We start from the raw sequence: 18,680 nt of genomic DNA, 5'->3' as shown, positions 1-18,680 counted from the left end.
AAGGAGGTATAACATGAACACAAAAATTTTCAGGAATATGTCTTACGGCGTATATATAGTAGGGACCATGGACGGCGATCGTCCTACTGGTTGTGTAGCAAACAGCATTATGCAGATTACTTCCTCTCCTGCCACAATCGCTGCCAGCATCAACCATGACAACTACACAAATGCGTGTATCGAAAAATCAGGCATTTTCTCGTTCTCCATCCTTGCAGAGGATTCTCCGGCAGACCTGATCGGCACATTCGGTTTTCAGTCAGGAAAAGATATCGACAAATTTGCCGGTGTAGATTATGAAATGGCTGAGGGCGCTCCCGTACTTAAGAAGACCTGTGGCTATGTCGTTTGCAGGGTCATTGATAAAATGGAAACTGCGACCCATACCGTATTTCTTGGAGAAGTGATCGCTGCTGAAGTCTATGAAGGTGCCGCTCCGGAGATGACTTACTCCTACTACCACAAGGTCGTAAAAGGAAAGAGCCCGAAAAACGCTCCCACCTATCTTCCCGATGAGGAGACGGTCGAAGAAAGCAAACCTTCTGTAAAATATGTTTGCCAGATCTGCGGCTACGTATACGAGGGGGACCCGTTACCGGAAAACTATATATGCCCGATCTGCAAACAGGGAGCGGACAAATTTAAGAGAGTGGAAGGTTAATCGCATGAAATAAGAAACCCCACTTCAATTATGAATTGATCATAACTTGAAGTGAGGTTTTCTATTTCTCACAATATTCTATCGATATTCGATTATTTGTAGTTTACGATCTTTCCGAAATCCGGTTTCAGGGCTGCACCGCCTACCAATCCGCCATCGATATCTGGCTGTGCGAACAATTCCGGTGCGGTAGCTGCGTTTACAGATCCGCCGTACTGAATACGGATTGCTTCAGCAGTCGCTTCATCATAGATCTCAGCGATGCACTCACGAATCGCTTTGCAAACCTCCTGAGCCTGCTCAGTGGTAGCTGTCTTTCCTGTTCCGATTGCCCAGATCGGCTCGTAAGCAATCACTGCTGTCTTAGCCTGCTCTGCTGTTACGTTCAGGAATCCAACCTTAACCTGCTGACGGATAAAGTCCATCGTTACGCCCTGCTCTCTCTGCTCCAGAGATTCACCACAGCACATGATCGGAGTGATGCCGTGCTCGAAAGCCTTGAGCATCTTTTTATTTACGGTCTCATTGGTCTCTGCGAAGTACTCCCTTCTCTCAGAATGTCCGAGAACCACGTATTTTACTCCTACGTCTGTGAGCATAGCCGGAGAAATCTCTCCTGTATATGCACCTTTCTCCTCGTAGTACATGTTCTCAGCGCCAACCTGGATATTGCTGCCTTTTGCAGCTTCCATGACCGGAATAATATCGATAGCCGGTACACAGAATACAACATCCGCTTCCTCAGTAGCTACCAGCGGTTTTAATGTATTAACAAGTTCAACTGCCTCAGATGGAGTCATGTTCATCTTCCAGTTTCCTGCAATAATCTTTCTTCTTGCCATTTTTATATTCCTCCCTGTTCTTTATTTATCGTTAGCTGCTGCTACGCCCGGGAGTTCTTTGCCTTCCAGGAATTCAAGAGATGCTCCGCCGCCAGTGGAGATGTGGGTCATCTTGTCGCCATATCCCAGCTGATTTACTGCAGCAGCACTGTCGCCGCCGCCGATGATGGTAACTGCGTCAGTCTCTGCAAGCGCTTTGGCAACTGCCTCTGTACCTGCTGCGAATTTCGGCATCTCAAATGCGCCCATCGGTCCATTCCAAACAACTGTCTTAGCTTCTTTTACAGCGTCTGCATATAATTCAGCGGTCTTTGGTCCAATGTCCAGTCCCTGCCAGTCTTCCGGAATCTCGCCATTTGCAACGACCTTGGTGTTTGCATCGTTGGAGAAATCATCAGCGATCACGTTGTCGACCGGAAGTAATAATTTCACGCCTTTTTCTTCTGCTTTTTTCAGCATGTTAAGAGCATAGTCGCAGTAATCTGCTTCGAGAAGAGATTTACCTACAAAGCCGCCCTGTGCCTTGCTGAACGTATAGGACATACCGCCACCGATGATCAGAGTGTCAACCTTCTCAAGCAGGTTCTCAATAACAGAAATCTTGCTGGAAACTTTCGCTCCGCCAAGGATCGCTACGAACGGTCTCTCCGGATTATTCACTGCATTTCCGAGGAAATCGATCTCTTTCTGCATTAAGTATCCGACAACTGCGGTGTCAACGAACTGGGTAACGCCTACGTTAGAGCAGTGTGCACGATGTGCGGTACCAAATGCGTCATTTACAAATACATCACAAAGAGATGCAAGTTCTTTGGAGAATGCCTCTCCGTTCTTGGTCTCTTCGATTCTGTAGCGGGTATTCTCAAGAAGGATCACGTCTCCGTCCTGCATAGCTTCCACTACAGCTTTTGCATTCGGTCCGACTACTTCCGGATCAGCAGCAAATTTTACTTCCTGTCCGAGAAGCTCGGTAAGACGTGCAGCTACCGGTGCCAGAGACATCTCCGGTTTCGGCTCTCCCTTCGGTTTGCCAAGGTGTGAGCAAAGAATGATCTTTCCGCCGTCAGCGATCAGTTTCTTGATGGTCGGAAGAGCTGCAACAAGACGGTTCTCGTCTGTGATCTTTCCGTCAATCAGCGGTACATTGAAATCACATCTTACAAGGACTTTCTGGCCTTTTACATTAATGTCATCAACAGATTTTTTGTTAAGCATGTTTGTTTCCTCCTAACTATATTTAATAGCCTTCTTGCGCGCGTCACGCGCTCCCTTTTGGGGGTATCCACACAGCAGAATCCGCATCTGCTATGTAATAAAGGGTCCGGTCCAAAAAGACCGGACCCTTTGTGAATCGCCAAGCATACCTAGATGAACGCCTGATGAACGTTCAACCTGGTCTAATTTGGATCAAGATCCATAGAATTCAATTCTTACTTGTCCAATCAAACGGCTTACAGAAGTGTTCCGAAATGTTTGATTGTTCTTACCATCTGGCTTGTGTAAGAGTTCTCATTGTCGTACCAGGAAACAACCTGAACCTCTGTTGTTCCGTTGCCGATCGGCAGAGCCATTGTCTGGGTAGCGTCGAACAGAGAACCATACTTCATACCAACGATATCGCTGGATACGATCTCGTCTGTGTTGTAGCCGAAGGATTCGTTGGAAGCTGCCTTCATAGCTGCGTTGATCTGATCAACGGTAACTTCGCCTTCTACTACTGCTGTCAGGATAGTGGTAGATCCTGTCGGGGTCGGTACACGCTGAGCGGAACCGATCAATTTACCATCTAATTCAGGGATAACTAAACCGATAGCTTTTGCTGCGCCTGTGCTGTTCGGTACAATATTAACTGCTGCTGCACGAGATCTTCTCAGATCGCCTTTTCTCTGCGGTCCGTCAAGAGTCATCTGATCGCCTGTGTAAGCGTGAATTGTACACATGATACCAGATTTGATCGGTGCAAGGTCGTTAAGCGCTTTCGCCATCGGAGCCAAGCAGTTTGTTGTACATGAAGCTGCAGAAATGATATTGTCTTCTTTTGTCAACAGTTCATGGTTTACATTGTAAACGATAGTCGGAAGGTCTTTTCCAGCCGGAGCGGAAATAACAACTTTCTTAGCACCTGCTTTGATGTGTGCTTCTGCTTTTGCCTTGGAGGTATAGAATCCTGTACACTCCAGAACTACGTCAACGCCGATCTCTCCCCACGGAAGCTCCTCAGCGTTAGCCATTGCGTAAATCTTGATTTCTTTTCCGTCAACAGTGATGGAATCTTCGCCAGCTGTTACGGTGCTTGCAAGAGCGTATGTGCCCTGTGTAGAATCATATTTTAATAAGTGAGCAAGCATCTTCGGGGAAGTCAGGTCGTTGATTGCTACGATCTCATATCCCTCTGCTCCGAACATCTGTCTGAATGCAAGACGTCCAATACGTCCAAATCCATTGATTGCTACTTTTACTGCCATGATTTAGTCCTCCTAAAGTTTTAATTGTACTACTGTGTTTACAGTGAACTATCATTGATAATCTATAACATTGTTAAAGATTCATCAACCATATTTTATTGTACTAAATTCAAAACAAAAATTCAAGTATCTTTTGTATTTTTGTCCTATGTTTTCTCTTTTTCACAGATAAAAGCCCAAAAGTCTCCTCTCACAGGGCTTTTTTCCTATATTTACAATATCTTTTGGAAAATGGGCTTCCTCCCGATAAATTCGGCGTAATACCGGAATCCGCACTGTGTCAGGATCCCGGCGGCCTTGTCAAAATCGTAGGCCACATGTTCGGGCCTGTGAGCGTCCGACCCGACGGTAATGATCTCGCCTCCTAATTCCCGGTATCTGCGAAGGACGTCCGGGTGCGGGTGCGCAAAGGGAAGTCCGTATTTCAGCCCCGCCGTATTTAACTCCAGTCCCTTTCCATGCCAGATCAAAAGCCGCAGGATCTCGTCAATCTGATCCGAAAATTTCTGGTAGGAATATTCTTCGGCCTTCTTTCTTCCGTAACGCACTACATAATCCAAATGTCCCAGGGTATCAAAGTCCGGGACATTCCTGATATCCCGGATTGTCTCCTCCAGTGTCTCCCTATAAGCGTCGGCATCGCTCCTGCCCTCATAAAACTCCGGATAATAGGGATCCATGCCTCTTACCACATGTACGGAACCTATCACGAAGTCAAAGGAATAGCTCTCGGTAAGCTGCCGGTAGTAATCGCCCAAATGCGGCTGCAACCCTATCTCCACTCCCATACGAACATCGATCTGGCCGCGGTATGCTTCTTTCAACTTATCAATCGTCTGCACATAACGCGGAAAATCGATATAGAATTCTTCCGGGTTCGGATAATCCTTATCCTCGTGATCGGTGATACAGACGGCCTTAAGGCCCTTCCCGATCGCCGCTTTTATCATTTCCTCCGGCGCCGCCTCGGAATCCGTCGAAAAACCGGTATGCATATGACAATCTGCTAAAATCATCGCTTTCTCCTTTTGCTTCAGGCTCTATACCTTGTGAAACGGCCGAATGGCCATGCGGGGTGCCCTATGGGTATAGAATTGTTCCTCCGCCGAGGACATAATCGCCATCATACAGCACCAGTGCCTGTCCGGGCGTGACGGCTCTTTGCGCCTCGTCGAACGTACAGAGGATCTCGTCCTCACCGGTTCTTTGGACCGTACACCATGCGCCCTTGTGATTATACCGTATTTTGGCAAATACCCGCATCTCATCTTCAATACTTTCCACCGACATGAAATTCAGCCGGTCTGCGCGCACCTGATTCGTCATGGATTCCTCGCCGGTCCCGACCACCACCTCGTTTGTATCAGGCCGGATTTCCAGAACGAAGGCCGGGTAGCCAAGGGCCAGTCCCAGTCCTTTTCTCTGTCCTACGGTATAATGCGTGATTCCCTTATGCCGCCCCAATATCCTTCCGTCGGAGGTGACGAAATTTCCCGTAGGAATCTTGCCGCCATGTTCCCTCTGAATGAACGACGCATAGTCGCCGTCCGGCACGAAGCAGATATCCTGGCTGTCCGGCTTTGCTGCCACCGGAAGAGATATTTCCTCTGCAATCCGGCGAATCTCTTCCTTCGAGTAGGCTCCCACCGGCATCAAAGTCCGGGAAAGCTGTTCCTGTGTCAGATTGTAAAGAGCATAGGTCTGATCCTTTTGTTTCGTCGCTGAATTCTTGATGGCGAACCGCCCATTTGCCAGCTTCTCGATCTGCGCGTAATGCCCTGTGGCGATATAATCCGCTCCGATCGCCAGGCTGCGGGACAGGAGTGCTTCCCATTTTACATAACGATTACAGGCAATACACGGGTTCGGTGTTCTGCCATGCAGGTACTCCCCCACAAAATAGTCAATGACATATTTTTGGAATTCCTGTTTGAAATTCATCACATAATAGGGAATCTGAAGCTTAGACGCAACTCTTCTGGCGTCCTCCACTGCCGAAAGTCCGCAGCAGCCACCGTTTTCCTCCTGGACCTCACGGGCTTCGTCCTGCCAGATCTGCATGGTCACACCGACCACATCATATCCCTGCTTTTTCAGCAGATAGGCCGCAACCGATGAATCCACTCCGCCTGACATTCCTACTACTACTTTTTTGTTTTCCATCATCTTTTCCTCATATACCGGGGCAAACGCCCCTATGCGGCGATTCTAATATTCTTCTTCCTCTTCTTCCTCACCCTCGTGAATGTCAGATTTGGGTTTTTCCAGTCCTTCGATCTTGATGTCATGCTTCTTGGCATAATCCCAAAGAGCTGCATGGATTGCTTCCTCTGCGAGAAGAGAACAGTGCACCTTCACCGGCGGAAGTCCGTCAAGGGCCTCCATGACCGCTTTATTGGTCACCTTCATCGCTTCCTGAATATGTTTTCCCTTTACAAGCTCTGTTGCCATGCTGCTGGTCGCAACGGCCGCCCCGCAGCCGAATGTCTTGAATTTTACATCATTGATGATGCCGTTGTCGTCAATATCCAGATAAATCCTCATGATATCGCCACATTTTGCATTGCCGACGGTTCCTACCCCGCTGGCATTTTCTATCTCTCCCATATTACGCGGGTGCTGGAAATGATCCATTACTTTTTCTGTATACATTGTTCCTTATCCTCCTGATCTTCTTTGCTATTCCTAATTACTTTATCATATCGGGCTTTTGCGTTACTGTCCGCCCGTTCTATGCTTCAGATGCTTTCTGTTTCCTGATGAAATCTTCATAAAGCGGAGACATGCCGCGCAGGTCATTTACGATGACCTTCAGCTGCTCTACCACATAATCAATGTCCTCTTTTGAGATTTCTTCATTCAGAGTCAGGCGCAGGGAACCATGCGCGATCTCATGGGGCAGGCCGATTGCCAGAAGTACATGAGACGGGTCCAGAGAGCCGGACGTGCAGGCGGAACCGCTGGAACCGCAGATCCCTGCCATATCAAGGCGGATCAATAATGACTCGCCCTCAATGAACCGGAAACTAAAGTTGGCATTGTTCGGAAGACGATCCGCATGGTGCCCGTTCAGCTTCGTATAAGGAATCTCTTCCATGACCCTGCTGATCAGATAGTCCCTGGTCCGGGTTTCTTTTTCCGTGCGCTCTTTCATCGTCGCCGCCGCACGCTTCACTGCCGCTCCAAGTCCGATAATGCCCGGAACATTTTCCGTGCCGGCGCGGCGTTTTCTCTCCTGCGCTCCGCCGTGAACGAAGGAGCGGATCTTTACACCTTTACGGATATAGAGGAAACCGATGCCTTTCGGACCGTTTAATTTGTGGCCGCTGGCGCTGAGCATGTCAATGTTGCACTCATCTACGGAAATCGGGACCTGTCCGAACGCCTGAACCGCGTCCGTGTGGAAAAGGATTCCGTGCTCCTTTGCAATGGCTCCGATCTCTTTGATCGGCTGAATGGTTCCGATCTCATTATTTGCAAACATGACGGAAATCAGGATCGTCTCGGGACGAATGGCTGCCTTTAACTGCTCCAGATCTACCACGCCCTTTGCATCTACGTCCAGATAGGTCACCTCGCAGCCCTGCTGCTCCAGATACTGGGCTGTGTGCAGGATCGCATGGTGCTCGATCTTCGTTGTGATGATGTGATTACCTTTATTCTTATATGCCTCCCAGGTCGCCTTAAGCGCCCAGTTGTCAGATTCTGAACCGCCTGCGGTAAAATAGATCTCGTTGCTCTTTGCTCCCAGTACCTCTGCGATGATCTCCCTTTGTTTTGTTACCGCATCTTTATTCTGAGACGCAAAGCTGTATACGCTGGAAGGATTGCCATAAAGCTCCGTAAAATACGGAAGCATCGCCTCCACAACTTCCGGTGCGGTTTTCGTAGTGGCCGCATTATCCAAATAAATCAGCTTACTCATTTGTTTCTCCTCTCTTTCCGGCACAGCGGCTTTCTTTTACCAATGTGTCTATCATAATACTGTCAACCGTATTGGTTATACTTTCATTAATTCGTTTCCATACATATTTGGTCACGCAGCTATCCTGAATCCCACATTCGCCCTCCGGCTGAAATGCCGCACAGGCTGCCGGTTCCAAACACCCTTCCAGCGCTCTTAACACGTCGCCCACTGAAATCTCAGAAGCGTCCCTCGCCAGAACGTAGCCCCCGGTAGCGCCACGGATACTTTTCACCAGACCTGCTTTTTTAAGCAGTGCCATAAGCTGTTCAAGATACCGTTCGGAAATATCCTGCCGCACGGCGATACTGTTGATGGAAACAGGCTCTTTTTCTGCATTCTCTGCCAAATCTATGAAAGCCCGCAGACCATATCTGCCCTTCGTAGAAATCTTCAAGCCCTCACCTCCGGTGTTTCCTCTGTCTTATTCCTAGTAATCAACTAGGAATTTTATCAATATGAGAATATCACTTGCATATAGTTCTGTCAAGTGCCTTTTTTGAATATGTTATAGCAAACCTATCACAAAGTGCCATAGGACACGCCAAAGGAGGCTTATGTCACAAAAACAAACTCTGATCAAAGGAACTTTCATTCTGACCGCCGCCGGAATCGCCACCCGCCTCATCGGATTTTTCTACCGGATTTTCCTAAGCCGGATATTTCATGCGGAAGGGGTGGGGCTGTACCAGCTTATTTTTCCGGTCTATGCCCTCTGCTTTTCTGCAACGTCGGCCGGAATTCAGGTCGCTCTCTCCCGGATCGTCGCAAAAAACACGGCGCTTAAACGGGAAAAGGAGGCGCTCTGCTCCCTGAAAGCAGCCCTTCTTTTCACTACAACGCTTTCCTTTTTCGTGGCGCTTCTCATTCAGCATTTTGCAAAGGACATCGCCTTGCGCTTTTTAAATGAGCCCAGATGCGAGGTGCTTCTCATTGCCATGTCCTGGTCCTTTCCCTTTGCCGCCATACACAGCGGGATCTGCGGCTACTATCTTGGGCGCAAACAGACGAAGGTTCCGGCCCTCTCCCAGCTTCTGGAGCAGGCCGCACGGGTCCTCTCCGTGTGGTTTTTTTACCGGATCGGATTACATACTTCGATGGAACAGCATATCACGATCGCCGTTCTCGGACTGGTGTGCGGGGAAATGATTGCTTCCCTTTATTCTGCCTTCACCCTGCGGCGGGCACTTCTTATGCATAAGTGTCGCCCAAAAGAGTATCTGGCGCCTGCCGCAGAGCTTTTGCGCCTGTCTGCCCCTCTTACCGCCAACCGGGTATTTTTAAATCTGCTGCAGAGCGTGGAAGCCGTCTCTATCCCGCTGTGCCTTACAGTATATGGAATGCCTATGTCTCAGGCACTCAGTATTTACGGTATCCTGACCGGAATGGCCCTGCCCTGCATTCTGTTTCCGTCGGCGCTGACTAACTCGATTTCCACCATGCTCCTTCCGGCAGTGGCCGAGATTCAGACCAGGAAAAAAACAGAGGAGCTAAGACGCCTGACCCTGCGGGTGTCTTTTGCCTGTCTGATGCTCGGGGCCTTCTGCATGGCCTGCTTCTTTTTCACAGGAAATTTTATTGGAAATGTGATCTTTCACAATGCCGATGCCGGAAAATTCATCATGACCCTTGCCTTTATGTGCCCCTTCCTCTATACGAATACAGCGCTTATCAGCATTCTGAACGGGCTAGGGAAAACAACGACCACCTTTTTTATAAATATGATCGGGCTGGGCGTGCGGATCGGAAGCATTTATCTTCTGATTCCCAGGGCCGGAATCCTTGGCTACCTCTGGGGGCTTTTGGGAAGCCAGGGTATCGTCGCGCTTTTGGCTGTACTGGTCATGAGGCATGATACTGCCCTGTTTACCGGCGAATCCATTTCATGACCAACTCAAGGAACAATAAATTGCAGGCAGGCAGAATGTACACCATAGCCAGTTCAAAACTTCCGAGAGGCGTCACCTGCAGTACATTCCGAAACGCCGGGTGCGTGAGCACGGTCGTGATCAGCCCCAGCCCGATCAGAAAAGCTCCGTTCAGATATTTGTTATTTAAGAACTTTTTTGTAAAAAGGACCGCCTGCTCCGACTTGCAGTGAAATCCATACAGCAGCCGGGAAATGCAGAGCGTTCCGAAGGCCATCGTGCTGGCGGCGGCCGGACCCTTGCCAAGTCCTATATAGTATGACGCTATGGTCGTAATGCCGATGCAAAGTCCATCTAAGCCAATCCCGAGGAGCATTTTTCTGGTCAAAATGTCCTCGCCTGCCGGGCGGGGCGGCTTTTGCATCACGCTGTTCTCATGTGGTTCCAGTCCCAGTGCAATAGCCGGGAGACTGTCCGTCAGAAGATTAATGAACAAAAGGTGGACCGGTGCAAATGGAACCGAAAGTCCGGCCACGGACGCATACAGAACAGTAAGGATTCCGGCAAAATTCCCGGAAAGCAAGAACCGGATCGCATGTTTGATGTTCTGATACACATTTCTCCCGTGCTCCACCGCTTTGATGATCGTAGCAAAATTATCGTCCGACAGAACCATCGACGCCGCATGCTTCGCCGTTTCCGTTCCGGTGATTCCCATAGCGATCCCAATATCGGCCTGCTTAAGCGCCGGGGCGTCGTTGACGCCGTCCCCTGTCATGGCAACGATATGCCCTTTTTGCTGCCAGGCGCGGACAATACGGATCTTATGTTCCGGCGATACCCTGGCGTACACGGAAATATGCTCCACAAATTCCTGCAATTCTTCCTCACTCATATTTTCTATCGCGGCGCCTTCACAGACTTCTGTTTCCTCCTTCAGGATTCCGATCTGCTTCGCGATGGCGGCAGCCGTTATTTTATGATCTCCGGTGATCATGACCGGCTTCATTCCCGCGCGGATACACGCCTCCACCGCCTGCCTGGACTCTTTCCGCGGCGGGTCCATCATCGCGATCATTCCGAGGAACACGAACGAGTGCTCCTCATCAGCCGTAATAGCGCCCTGTTCTTTGTCGTCCTTCCATTTATAAGCAAAAGCCAGGACTCTCAGTCCCTGCTGCGAATACTGCTGATTCTGGCGCTTTATCTCCTCCCTGTCCTCTTCTGTGACCGGAAAGCTTCCTCCTTCCTTCTGCACAAAAGTGGTCCGCTCAAGGAGTACGTCTACCGCGCCTTTGGTGAGCAGCACAGTTTTCCCCTTTATAGCGTGAAGCGTGGACATCATTTTTCTTTCGCTGTCAAAGGGCAGCTCCGCAAGCCTCGGATAACTGTCGCGGAGATTTCTTACTTTCTCCCCTTTTTGCTCTCCCAGGTTAAGCAGTGCGATTTCTGTGGGATCTCCGATCTCCTGCCCGTTTTCATGGGTTGCATCATTGCACAGAACACTGTGGACAAACAATTGCTTCTCCGCCGCATTCTCCATCGTGATCTCATCTGCCGGAACCTGCCGGCCTTCTAAATAGTAACTTACTACCGTCATTTTGTTCTGGGTCAGCGTACCGGTCTTATCGGAACAGATCACCGAAACACTTCCCAGCCCTTCTACTGCCTGCAATTTGCGTATGATCGCGTGTTCTTTTGCCATTTTCCGCGTTCCGAAGGCAAGCACGATGGTCACAATGGAGCTTAATGCCTCCGGTATCGCCGCAACGGCAAGTGCTGTCGCAAACAGAAACGCCTCGCCCCAGGACTCTCCTCTTACCAGGCTGATGCCAAAAAGGACTGCACAGAAGAGCAGGATCAACACCGATAACATACGCCCGAATCGATCCAGGCTGATCTGAAGCGGCGTCTTTTTCTCTGCTGTATGCGCGAGCATCGATGCGATTTTCCCAATTTCCGTATCCATTCCGATCGCAGTGACCAAAAAGGAACCGCGTCCGTATGAAATGAAGCTGCCCGAAAATACCATATTCCTCCGGTCCGCCAGTGGCACTTCCGTTTCAATCTTCTCTTCTGTTTTCTCCACCCCAAGGCTTTCCCCCGTAAGCGCGCTTTCCTCTGCTTTCAGACTTGCGCACTCTAGGATTCTTCCGTCTGCCGGGACAAGATCACCGGCCTCCAGCATGACCACATCTCCCACCGTGACCTGATGGGCCGGGATCTTGACCACTTCTTTACCCCTAAAGACCTTCGCGCGGGGCGCTGACATCTCCTTCAGGCTGTCAAGCGACTGCTCTGCTTTTATCGTCTGTACCGTTCCCAGGATCGCATTTACCGTAATCACGACAAAAATCACGACTGCACTCTCCATTTCCCCCAATAAGCCTGATACCACTGCCGCCGCAATCAGAATCAACACCAGAAAATCCTGATACTGCTCCAGGAAAATCCGCCAAACAGGCTTCTTCCCCTCCTCTGTCAGCCGATTCTCCCCATAGCGCTTCTGATTTTCCCGGATCTGCTGCTCGCTTAAGGGATCCACTCCCCCATTTACCTTCTGCATGGCCTCCGATGCCGTCATTTGATAGAATTCTTTCATACCTGTCTCCTTCCACTATGCATAATATCCTGTATCCGCGCACATGATATGGCCGTACCCTCGTACCTGAATCTTTAAAGAGCGCGATGCATAACCTTACATCTTATCTCTTGTTATACGACAGGAATCTCTTTCTTATTCCCTGTTTTTTCGTTCCTTTCACATTTCTAAAAAGAAGAGAGAAAAATCTCCTGCAACTTCTTTGTATCAACCACAAAACAGAACGACTTTTATGAAATAAAAAAGAGACCCTTACTGTGTACGTACAGACATGCACACAATAAAAGTCTCGCTGTTTCATCACGACACGGATGGATTCCTCCATCGTATTGACGACATCGCAAACGCCCGAAGGCGCCAGCTACTCCCTTTTGTCTAATATATTCCATCTGTCCCCGACCTGTCAATCATTTTCCGGTAAATCCGAGAAAAAACCGGACCACGGCCGGATTTATATAGGCCTCTGTAAAGATCCCTGCCATCATCATCACCGCGGTAAACACCGTCTTCTCTCCATTCCAATGTGAATCCGGATACTGGTAAAGATACCATAATATGATCAGATATCCCGGAATATAGAATAAGAACTGCGGCAGCATTCCTGCCACACACAGAAGAATACCGGCAATTCCCATGCGCAGCACCCCTCCCACAGCCAAAATGCCGCAGGAAAAGCCTGTCCAGAGCAAGCATAACACGACTACCGGTTTTTTCAGCCGGGTCCGCGCAGAAAGCGCCACCACCGCAAATGGGACGAGCCTGCATTTCAGGAGATACCATAAATAGTCCTCGGATACCATCTTCGTCTGGGTATATTGACTCAGGAAATACTCATGAAAAATTCCTGTTACTGTAACATAATTTTTAGCGACAAAATTGGTGTAAAAAATACCGCATAAAAATCCCAGCATAAAGAATCCTGCAAAATGATGCCTGCTCTGATGTATCGTCACAACCGATCCCCCTTCTTCTGGCAGTGCTGCTCTTTTATTTCTATGGTCAGCAAGCCCGGATACTTCATTATATGCCGGGGATTTTCTGTTATGCGATAAATGCAAAAGCATTTTTTATTTGATATGAAAGCACCAGACTACGAAATAGAAAACACTCCGCCACAGGCGAAAATGCTGCTTAGCAGGATTCTATTCATTTCGATTATATCTGGCGTCGTAAGCCATGATGGAGGCCACTGTCTTGGAATCCTCAATCTTGCCTGTGAAGATCATCTCTTTTAGTTCCTCAACGGTATACGCCTCGATATTTACAAATTCATTGGGGTCCAGATGCTGCTTGGAGGGAATCAGGTTCTTCGCTGTATATATCTCGATCCGCTCATTGCAGAACGCCACCGTGGTTCTCAAGGTAATGAGCCATTCCAAATTCTCCGACCGGTACCCGGTCTCTTCTTCCAGTTCCCTGGATGCACACTCTATTCCAGGCTCTCCCGCCGCATCCAGTGCTCCTGCCGGAAGTTCCAGTGTGAACCGTTCAAGCGCGTTCCGATACTGGCGCACCATCAGGATTCTCCCGTCATCCATCACCGGAACTACTGCAGCCGCCCCTTTATGATGGATGTAATCCCATTCTTCCGTGTTACCGTTGGAAAATTCCATATAATCCCGATAAACGTCTACAATAGCCCCCTGATACATACGGACTCGCTTCACTCTCTTCATCTCTTTTTCCATCGCACTCATTTCCTTTCTCTTTTATCAAAAAAGAGCGCTGCAAATGATTCTCATCAACTTGCAGCACTCCTCATTCTTATTTTGCGTAATCTGTAACTCTGGATTCCCGAATTACATTGACTTTAATCTGACCTGGATATTCCAATTCGTATTCGATCTGTTTTGAAATATCTCTCGCCAGTAATACCATATCGTCATCAGATACCTGTTCTGGAACTACCATTACGCGAATCTCTCTACCTGCCTGAATAGCAAAAGATTTATCTACACCCTTGAACTGGTTTGTAATCTCTTCTAACTGTTTTAATCTGTTTGTATATGTCTCCAAAGTCTCTCTTCTCGCACCCGGTCTTGCTGCAGAAATCGTATCGGCAGCCTGTACCACACATGCAATCAGGGTCTCCGGTTCTACATCACCATGATGGGATTCCACCGCATTAATGACGGTCGGGGATTCTTTGTATTTTCTACATAAATCCACTCCTATCTGGATATGGGAACCTTCTACATCGTGATCAATAGATTTACCAATGTCATGTAAAAGTCCGGCACGTTTTGCAATGCGGACATCCAGTCCAATCTCTCCGGCCAAAAGTCCTGAAAGCTGAGCCACCTCTATGGAATGCTTCAGTGCGTTCTGACCATAACTGGTTCTGAACTTCATCCGTCCAAGGAGACGGATCAGTTCCGGATGAATACCGTGCACACCTACTTCCAATGCGGCAGCTTCACCCTCTTCACGAATCATTGTATCTACTTCTTTCTGCGCTTTCTCTACCATCTCTTCAATCCTTGCCGGATGAATTCTTCCGTCAATGATCAAACGCTCCAGCGCAATTCTCGCCACTTCCCTGCGAATCGGATCAAATCCGGATAATACGACCGCCTCCGGCGTATCATCAATGATCAGTTCCACTCCGGTCAAAGTCTCCAATGTCCGGATATTCCGACCTTCACGTCCGATAATTCTTCCCTTCATCTCATCGCTGGGAAGCTGTACTACGGAAATCGTAGTCTCAGCCACATGATCAGCAGCACATCTCTGAATCGCTGTTACAACATATTCCTTTGCTTTCTTGTCAGCCTCTTCCTTTGCCTGGTTCTCAAGTTCTTTGACCAGTCTTGCCGTGTCATGCTTCACATCTTCTTCAACAGTTTTTAACAGATAATCCTTTGCTTGTTCGGAGGTCAATCCTGAGATTCTCTCTAGTTCCTGTACTCTTTGTTTACTAAGTTCTTCGACTTTTGCTTCGCGCTGCTTGATTGCATCTTCCTTGGCAACAATGGCAGATTCCCTCTGACCCAACGCGTCCGAACGCTTATCAACGGCCTCTTCCTTGGAAAGGACTCGCTTCTCATAACGCTGTAACTCTGCTCTTCTCTCTTTTGTTTCTTTTTCAAGCTCGTTCTTCGTTTTGATCGACTCTTCCTTTACTTCCAAGAGAGCTTCCTTTTTCTTCGTTTCCGCTGTCTTTAATGCATCATCAATAATCTCACGGGCTTTTGCATCCGCATTCCCAATCTTCGAATTCGCATCATTCGTCAGCTTGGACACCGTTGCGTTATAAGTAACCAGCACTGCTACAATCAGCGTAATGACAACCGCAGCAATCGTTATACTTATCGGCACAGGAGCACCTCCTTATTAAATTTTCATTGTACAATTACAACACTTCAATTTTATACTGTTTTCACAAATCTGTCAACCCTGTCAAACAAAATGGACGGGGTAAATTGTTTGTAGGGAAATAGAAGAAAAAAAATTGACTTTTCCCGGATATGATATTAAATTTCAATAGTAGACCATAATAAAAAAGAAGTAAATGTTTTCTACATCTACTCCCAACCAATCATCTTTCATATTTTATAAATTTAGGAATTGACTTTTTCCCGAATTCACTCTATACTACAAATAGGATATTTACTGGTCAGAGTAAATGTCATTGCTGGAAATTAGTTCTGCAAAACTATTTCCAACACCTTGACTAAATTATATGATGAATCTAAAAACTTGTCAAATAATTTTTTCAAGGTTATCTTTAAAATCCGCAGAGCAGGTTTCCTGCTCTGCTTTTCTGTTCATTAGAAGTTCCATATAATTCCTTTCATAATCGATTTTGGCACTTCAACTTTCATAAACTTTTCCAGATAACCCGCATGTCTGTTTTTATTACGGATTTCCTTTTCCATAAGCTGTATATCATACCTCGAGAGAGCCTCCTGCATCACTATCATTTTATTCGGTTTTTGTTTTTGATACCTTACCAGGCTTAACATGTCTCCCTGGTTGTAATTATATATCAATAACCTGCTCATTTTATCCACACCTTTTTTGGACCAAGCCATCGGCTTCATGGACATACGGTATGCAAACACATGGCTAACATGCGGTTCTGTTGATGAACCGACAATCCCACCGCCCCCGTCCAATCTCCTGTGTGCAGCTTCAAAATTATTGATCAGGAAAGCATGGCTCCTTTCCATCAGTTCTTTCTTATCGTCAAATACCTCCGATGCCCCATATACACTTTTATTTATCTCTTTTAACAGAGTCCGTAATTCTCTTTTATCTCCATCTTTAATGGCCAAATACAAATTCGTATAATAATCATCGGCATCTTCTACGCAGTAGACCGCCTGCTTCAAATACTGTTTCAAGTGATATTCATCTAGAACATGTTCTGCCTTCGGCAAATAATCTATTCCATTTTTTATCCACTGTGCCGCATCCGAATTTACATAAATTTTTTCTATTTGCTCAATATCATATACCGCATCTATATATGTATATATCTCATTCCATAAGCACTCTATATCCTGTGTTCCCTCATAAATCCCGCCAAAATATCTCGGATTGATCAAAATACTGCTTCCTTTGCTGTCTGGGTCGACACCCTCATAAACATAAACAAGACGGGGTTCCACATAATTCCTGCTGTCTTCAACTATGTCACCTTTTTTATTGATATATTGAAGCGGTATATGCCCCTCATCGGCATCGATGTACAAGTAACGCAGCACCCTTTTCTCTTGTACCAATGCCGGATTAAACTCGGGAAATTCCAATTCATGCACCTTATTCATCGACGTTTTTTTGGACACAAATTCTTCTGATATGCAGGCATTATGTCCAGCCTTCTGATAAGTCGTTTCTACTGCTTCTTCCAAAATCGCCGCCTCTGCATCATCCGTCATTCTTGCATAAGGCTCCATTCCCATCAACCGATCGAGCAGGTAGCAGCTCTCTTCTGTCTCTTTATTTCTATACAACGTTTTAGAATAACGTACATTTCCTAAAGTAGTAAGCAATGCTGTAGAATCCTTTTTGACTATCTCCCAGCGGAGCCTTCTTTTCGCACTCTCCCGAAGAATCATATCCATATCTTCAAATGCTTCTTTCACAATATCTATTCCAAGGCGAAGCACGATATCTCTTACTTCCTGCACAAATTTCCCATGTTCCTCTGGATGCTCAAAAAAGCGGCTTATACTACTTTCTAACTCCCGTACTCCCTTTTCCAGGAACCGTTCTATACTCTTATTCATACAACGACCTCCAATTCTCTTTTAGTCTATTGTATAAAATGTTGCTTACTCTGTCAAAAACAGAAAAAGCATACCAGTTTTTGAATCCTGATATGCCTTGGCTTCACTATATCACTAACTATTTTTAAGTTCTTGTAGTTTCTTAAGATATCTGTAATATGTCGTTTTACTGATATCCATTTCATCTGATAATTCCTGCACAGTTGCAGTTCCTGTTAATACTCTCTGGTATTCAATTCCAAATTCTTCCATCGTTATTTTTCTTGGTCTTCCAAACACTACGCCTCTCTCCTTTGCTTTCTTTATTCCATTCGCCTGTTCCCGCAGCATATTTTCTCGCGAGTGCTGCGCGCAATAGCTTAATAAACTCAACACAATGTCGCTAATTAAAGTTCCTACCAGGTCTTTATACTGCCTGGTATCCAGTATCGGCATGTCAATCACGACAATATCCACCTTTAACTCTTTATTTATATACTCCCAGTTTTTCTTAATCTCTTCGTAATCCCGGCCGAACCGAAACAGATCGTCGACAAACATTACATCATCTTTTTTCAGTTTATTCAGAATCTTTCTATACTCAGGTCTATCAAAACTTGCACCTGTATAACGATCAATATAGATATTCTCTGGTTTTACACCTGCCTGTTCCATACTGGCTATCTGGCGCTCTACATTCTGTTTATCCGTTGACACTCTCACGTATCCATATTCCATACATCTTTTCTCCCGCATCTCTTCCCAAGAATATTGGAGTAATCAAAAATCCCATGATTATTGACATTATAATTCTGACAAAAACTCCAAAAAGCCCTCCCTTGGGACACATCATTACGAAAATCGGGTCTGATTTGTCTTTCGAAAAAGACAACTTCTTCCCAGCATAGCAGCTACAAAAAATCATAATCAAAAAGCCTATCCCCGAATCAGAACAATAAATCACATAAAGCATATGATAGCAAATTAGACAAACTATAATACTTGTCAAGTATTTTACAGCATCGTCAGAGCTTACAAAGTTTTTTAGCTGCGGCTTCATTTCCA

Annotated in this window: 17 protein-coding genes; 2 read left to right on the top strand and 15 right to left on the bottom strand. The window is 46.8% G+C overall.

Annotated elements, in window-relative coordinates; genetic code table 11:
• The first annotated feature begins 13 nt into the window (after positions 1 to 13).
• Positions 14 to 661: a flavin reductase gene (locus ABXS75_11090; protein XCP83627.1), complete on the top strand. Its 648-nt coding sequence runs from the start codon at positions 14 to 16 to the stop codon at positions 659 to 661.
• 92 nt (positions 662 to 753) lie between these two features.
• Here the strand turns inward: ABXS75_11090 and tpiA are convergent, their stop codons facing one another.
• From tpiA to ABXS75_11050, 8 genes are all read right to left on the bottom strand, one after another.
• The gene (gene tpiA, locus ABXS75_11085; protein ID XCP83626.1) at positions 754 to 1,503 is read right to left on the bottom strand and encodes a triose-phosphate isomerase; all 750 of its coding nucleotides are present in this window, start codon (positions 1,501 to 1,503) and stop codon (positions 754 to 756) included.
• Between the two features lie 21 nt (positions 1,504 to 1,524).
• On the bottom strand, positions 1,525 to 2,718 hold the full coding sequence (locus ABXS75_11080) for a phosphoglycerate kinase (GenBank protein ID XCP83625.1): 1,194 nt from the start codon (positions 2,716 to 2,718) through the stop codon (positions 1,525 to 1,527).
• 236 nt (positions 2,719 to 2,954) lie between these two features.
• Complete coding sequence (gap, locus tag ABXS75_11075) at positions 2,955 to 3,968, bottom strand: type I glyceraldehyde-3-phosphate dehydrogenase (protein XCP83624.1); 1,014 nt, start codon at positions 3,966 to 3,968, stop codon at positions 2,955 to 2,957.
• A 212-nt stretch (positions 3,969 to 4,180) separates the two neighbouring features.
• Positions 4,181 to 4,984: a histidinol-phosphatase HisJ family protein gene (locus ABXS75_11070; protein ID XCP83623.1), complete on the bottom strand. Its 804-nt coding sequence runs from the start codon at positions 4,982 to 4,984 to the stop codon at positions 4,181 to 4,183.
• A gap of 64 nt (positions 4,985 to 5,048) precedes the next feature.
• Positions 5,049 to 6,131 carry a tRNA 2-thiouridine(34) synthase MnmA gene (gene mnmA, locus ABXS75_11065; GenBank protein XCP87139.1) on the bottom strand — a complete coding sequence of 361 codons (1,083 nt, stop codon included), beginning with the start codon at positions 6,129 to 6,131 and terminating at the stop codon, positions 5,049 to 5,051.
• A gap of 45 nt (positions 6,132 to 6,176) precedes the next feature.
• On the bottom strand, positions 6,177 to 6,620 hold the full coding sequence (gene nifU, locus ABXS75_11060; protein XCP83622.1) for a Fe-S cluster assembly scaffold protein NifU: 444 nt from the start codon (positions 6,618 to 6,620) through the stop codon (positions 6,177 to 6,179).
• A 79-nt stretch (positions 6,621 to 6,699) separates the two neighbouring features.
• The gene (gene nifS, locus ABXS75_11055; protein XCP83621.1) at positions 6,700 to 7,893 is read right to left on the bottom strand and encodes a cysteine desulfurase NifS; all 1,194 of its coding nucleotides are present in this window, start codon (positions 7,891 to 7,893) and stop codon (positions 6,700 to 6,702) included.
• Positions 7,886 to 8,329 carry an Rrf2 family transcriptional regulator gene (locus ABXS75_11050; GenBank protein ID XCP83620.1) on the bottom strand — a complete coding sequence of 148 codons (444 nt, stop codon included), beginning with the start codon at positions 8,327 to 8,329 and terminating at the stop codon, positions 7,886 to 7,888. Before ABXS75_11050 ends, nifS begins: the two co-directional genes overlap by 8 nt.
• 160 nt (positions 8,330 to 8,489) lie before the next feature.
• Here ABXS75_11050 and ABXS75_11045 point away from each other — a divergent pair, with 160 nt between their 5' ends.
• A complete protein-coding gene (locus ABXS75_11045; GenBank protein XCP83619.1) occupies positions 8,490 to 9,821 on the top strand; it encodes a polysaccharide biosynthesis protein in 1,332 nt (443 codons plus the stop codon).
• On the opposite strand, the gene ABXS75_11040 is transcribed toward ABXS75_11045, so the two are convergent.
• The 7 genes from ABXS75_11040 to ABXS75_11010 form a co-directional block, all read right to left on the bottom strand.
• Positions 9,799 to 12,402, bottom strand: coding sequence for a cation-translocating P-type ATPase (locus tag ABXS75_11040; GenBank protein XCP83618.1), 2,604 nt, complete (start codon positions 12,400 to 12,402; stop codon positions 9,799 to 9,801). The genes ABXS75_11045 and ABXS75_11040 overlap by 23 nt on opposite strands.
• 407 nt (positions 12,403 to 12,809) lie before the next feature.
• Positions 12,810 to 13,355, bottom strand: coding sequence for a stage II sporulation protein M (locus ABXS75_11035; protein XCP83617.1), 546 nt, complete (start codon positions 13,353 to 13,355; stop codon positions 12,810 to 12,812).
• A 189-nt stretch (positions 13,356 to 13,544) separates the two neighbouring features.
• Positions 13,545 to 14,090 (bottom strand): NUDIX hydrolase, encoded by a 546-nt coding sequence (locus ABXS75_11030; protein XCP87138.1) that lies wholly within the window; start codon positions 14,088 to 14,090, stop codon positions 13,545 to 13,547.
• 76 nt (positions 14,091 to 14,166) lie between these two features.
• A complete protein-coding gene (rny, locus tag ABXS75_11025; GenBank protein ID XCP83616.1) occupies positions 14,167 to 15,720 on the bottom strand; it encodes a ribonuclease Y in 1,554 nt (517 codons plus the stop codon).
• 452 nt (positions 15,721 to 16,172) lie between these two features.
• Positions 16,173 to 17,636: an ISLre2 family transposase gene (locus ABXS75_11020; GenBank protein XCP83615.1), complete on the bottom strand. Its 1,464-nt coding sequence runs from the start codon at positions 17,634 to 17,636 to the stop codon at positions 16,173 to 16,175.
• Between the two features lie 114 nt (positions 17,637 to 17,750).
• Entirely contained in the window at positions 17,751 to 18,353 is a 603-nt protein-coding gene (locus ABXS75_11015) for a recombinase family protein (protein XCP83614.1), read from the bottom strand.
• A complete protein-coding gene (locus tag ABXS75_11010) occupies positions 18,319 to 18,675 on the bottom strand; it encodes a hypothetical protein (protein XCP83613.1) in 357 nt (118 codons plus the stop codon). The genes ABXS75_11015 and ABXS75_11010 overlap by 35 nt, the downstream gene beginning before the upstream one ends.
• Between the last annotated feature and the right edge of the window lie 5 nt (positions 18,676 to 18,680).

It is taken from the genome of Roseburia hominis (assembly GCA_040702975.1).
In the GTDB taxonomy this organism is placed as follows: domain Bacteria; phylum Bacillota; class Clostridia; order Lachnospirales; family Lachnospiraceae; genus Allocoprococcus; species Allocoprococcus hominis_A.
This window is presented reverse-complemented; position numbering and strand designations above follow the sequence as displayed.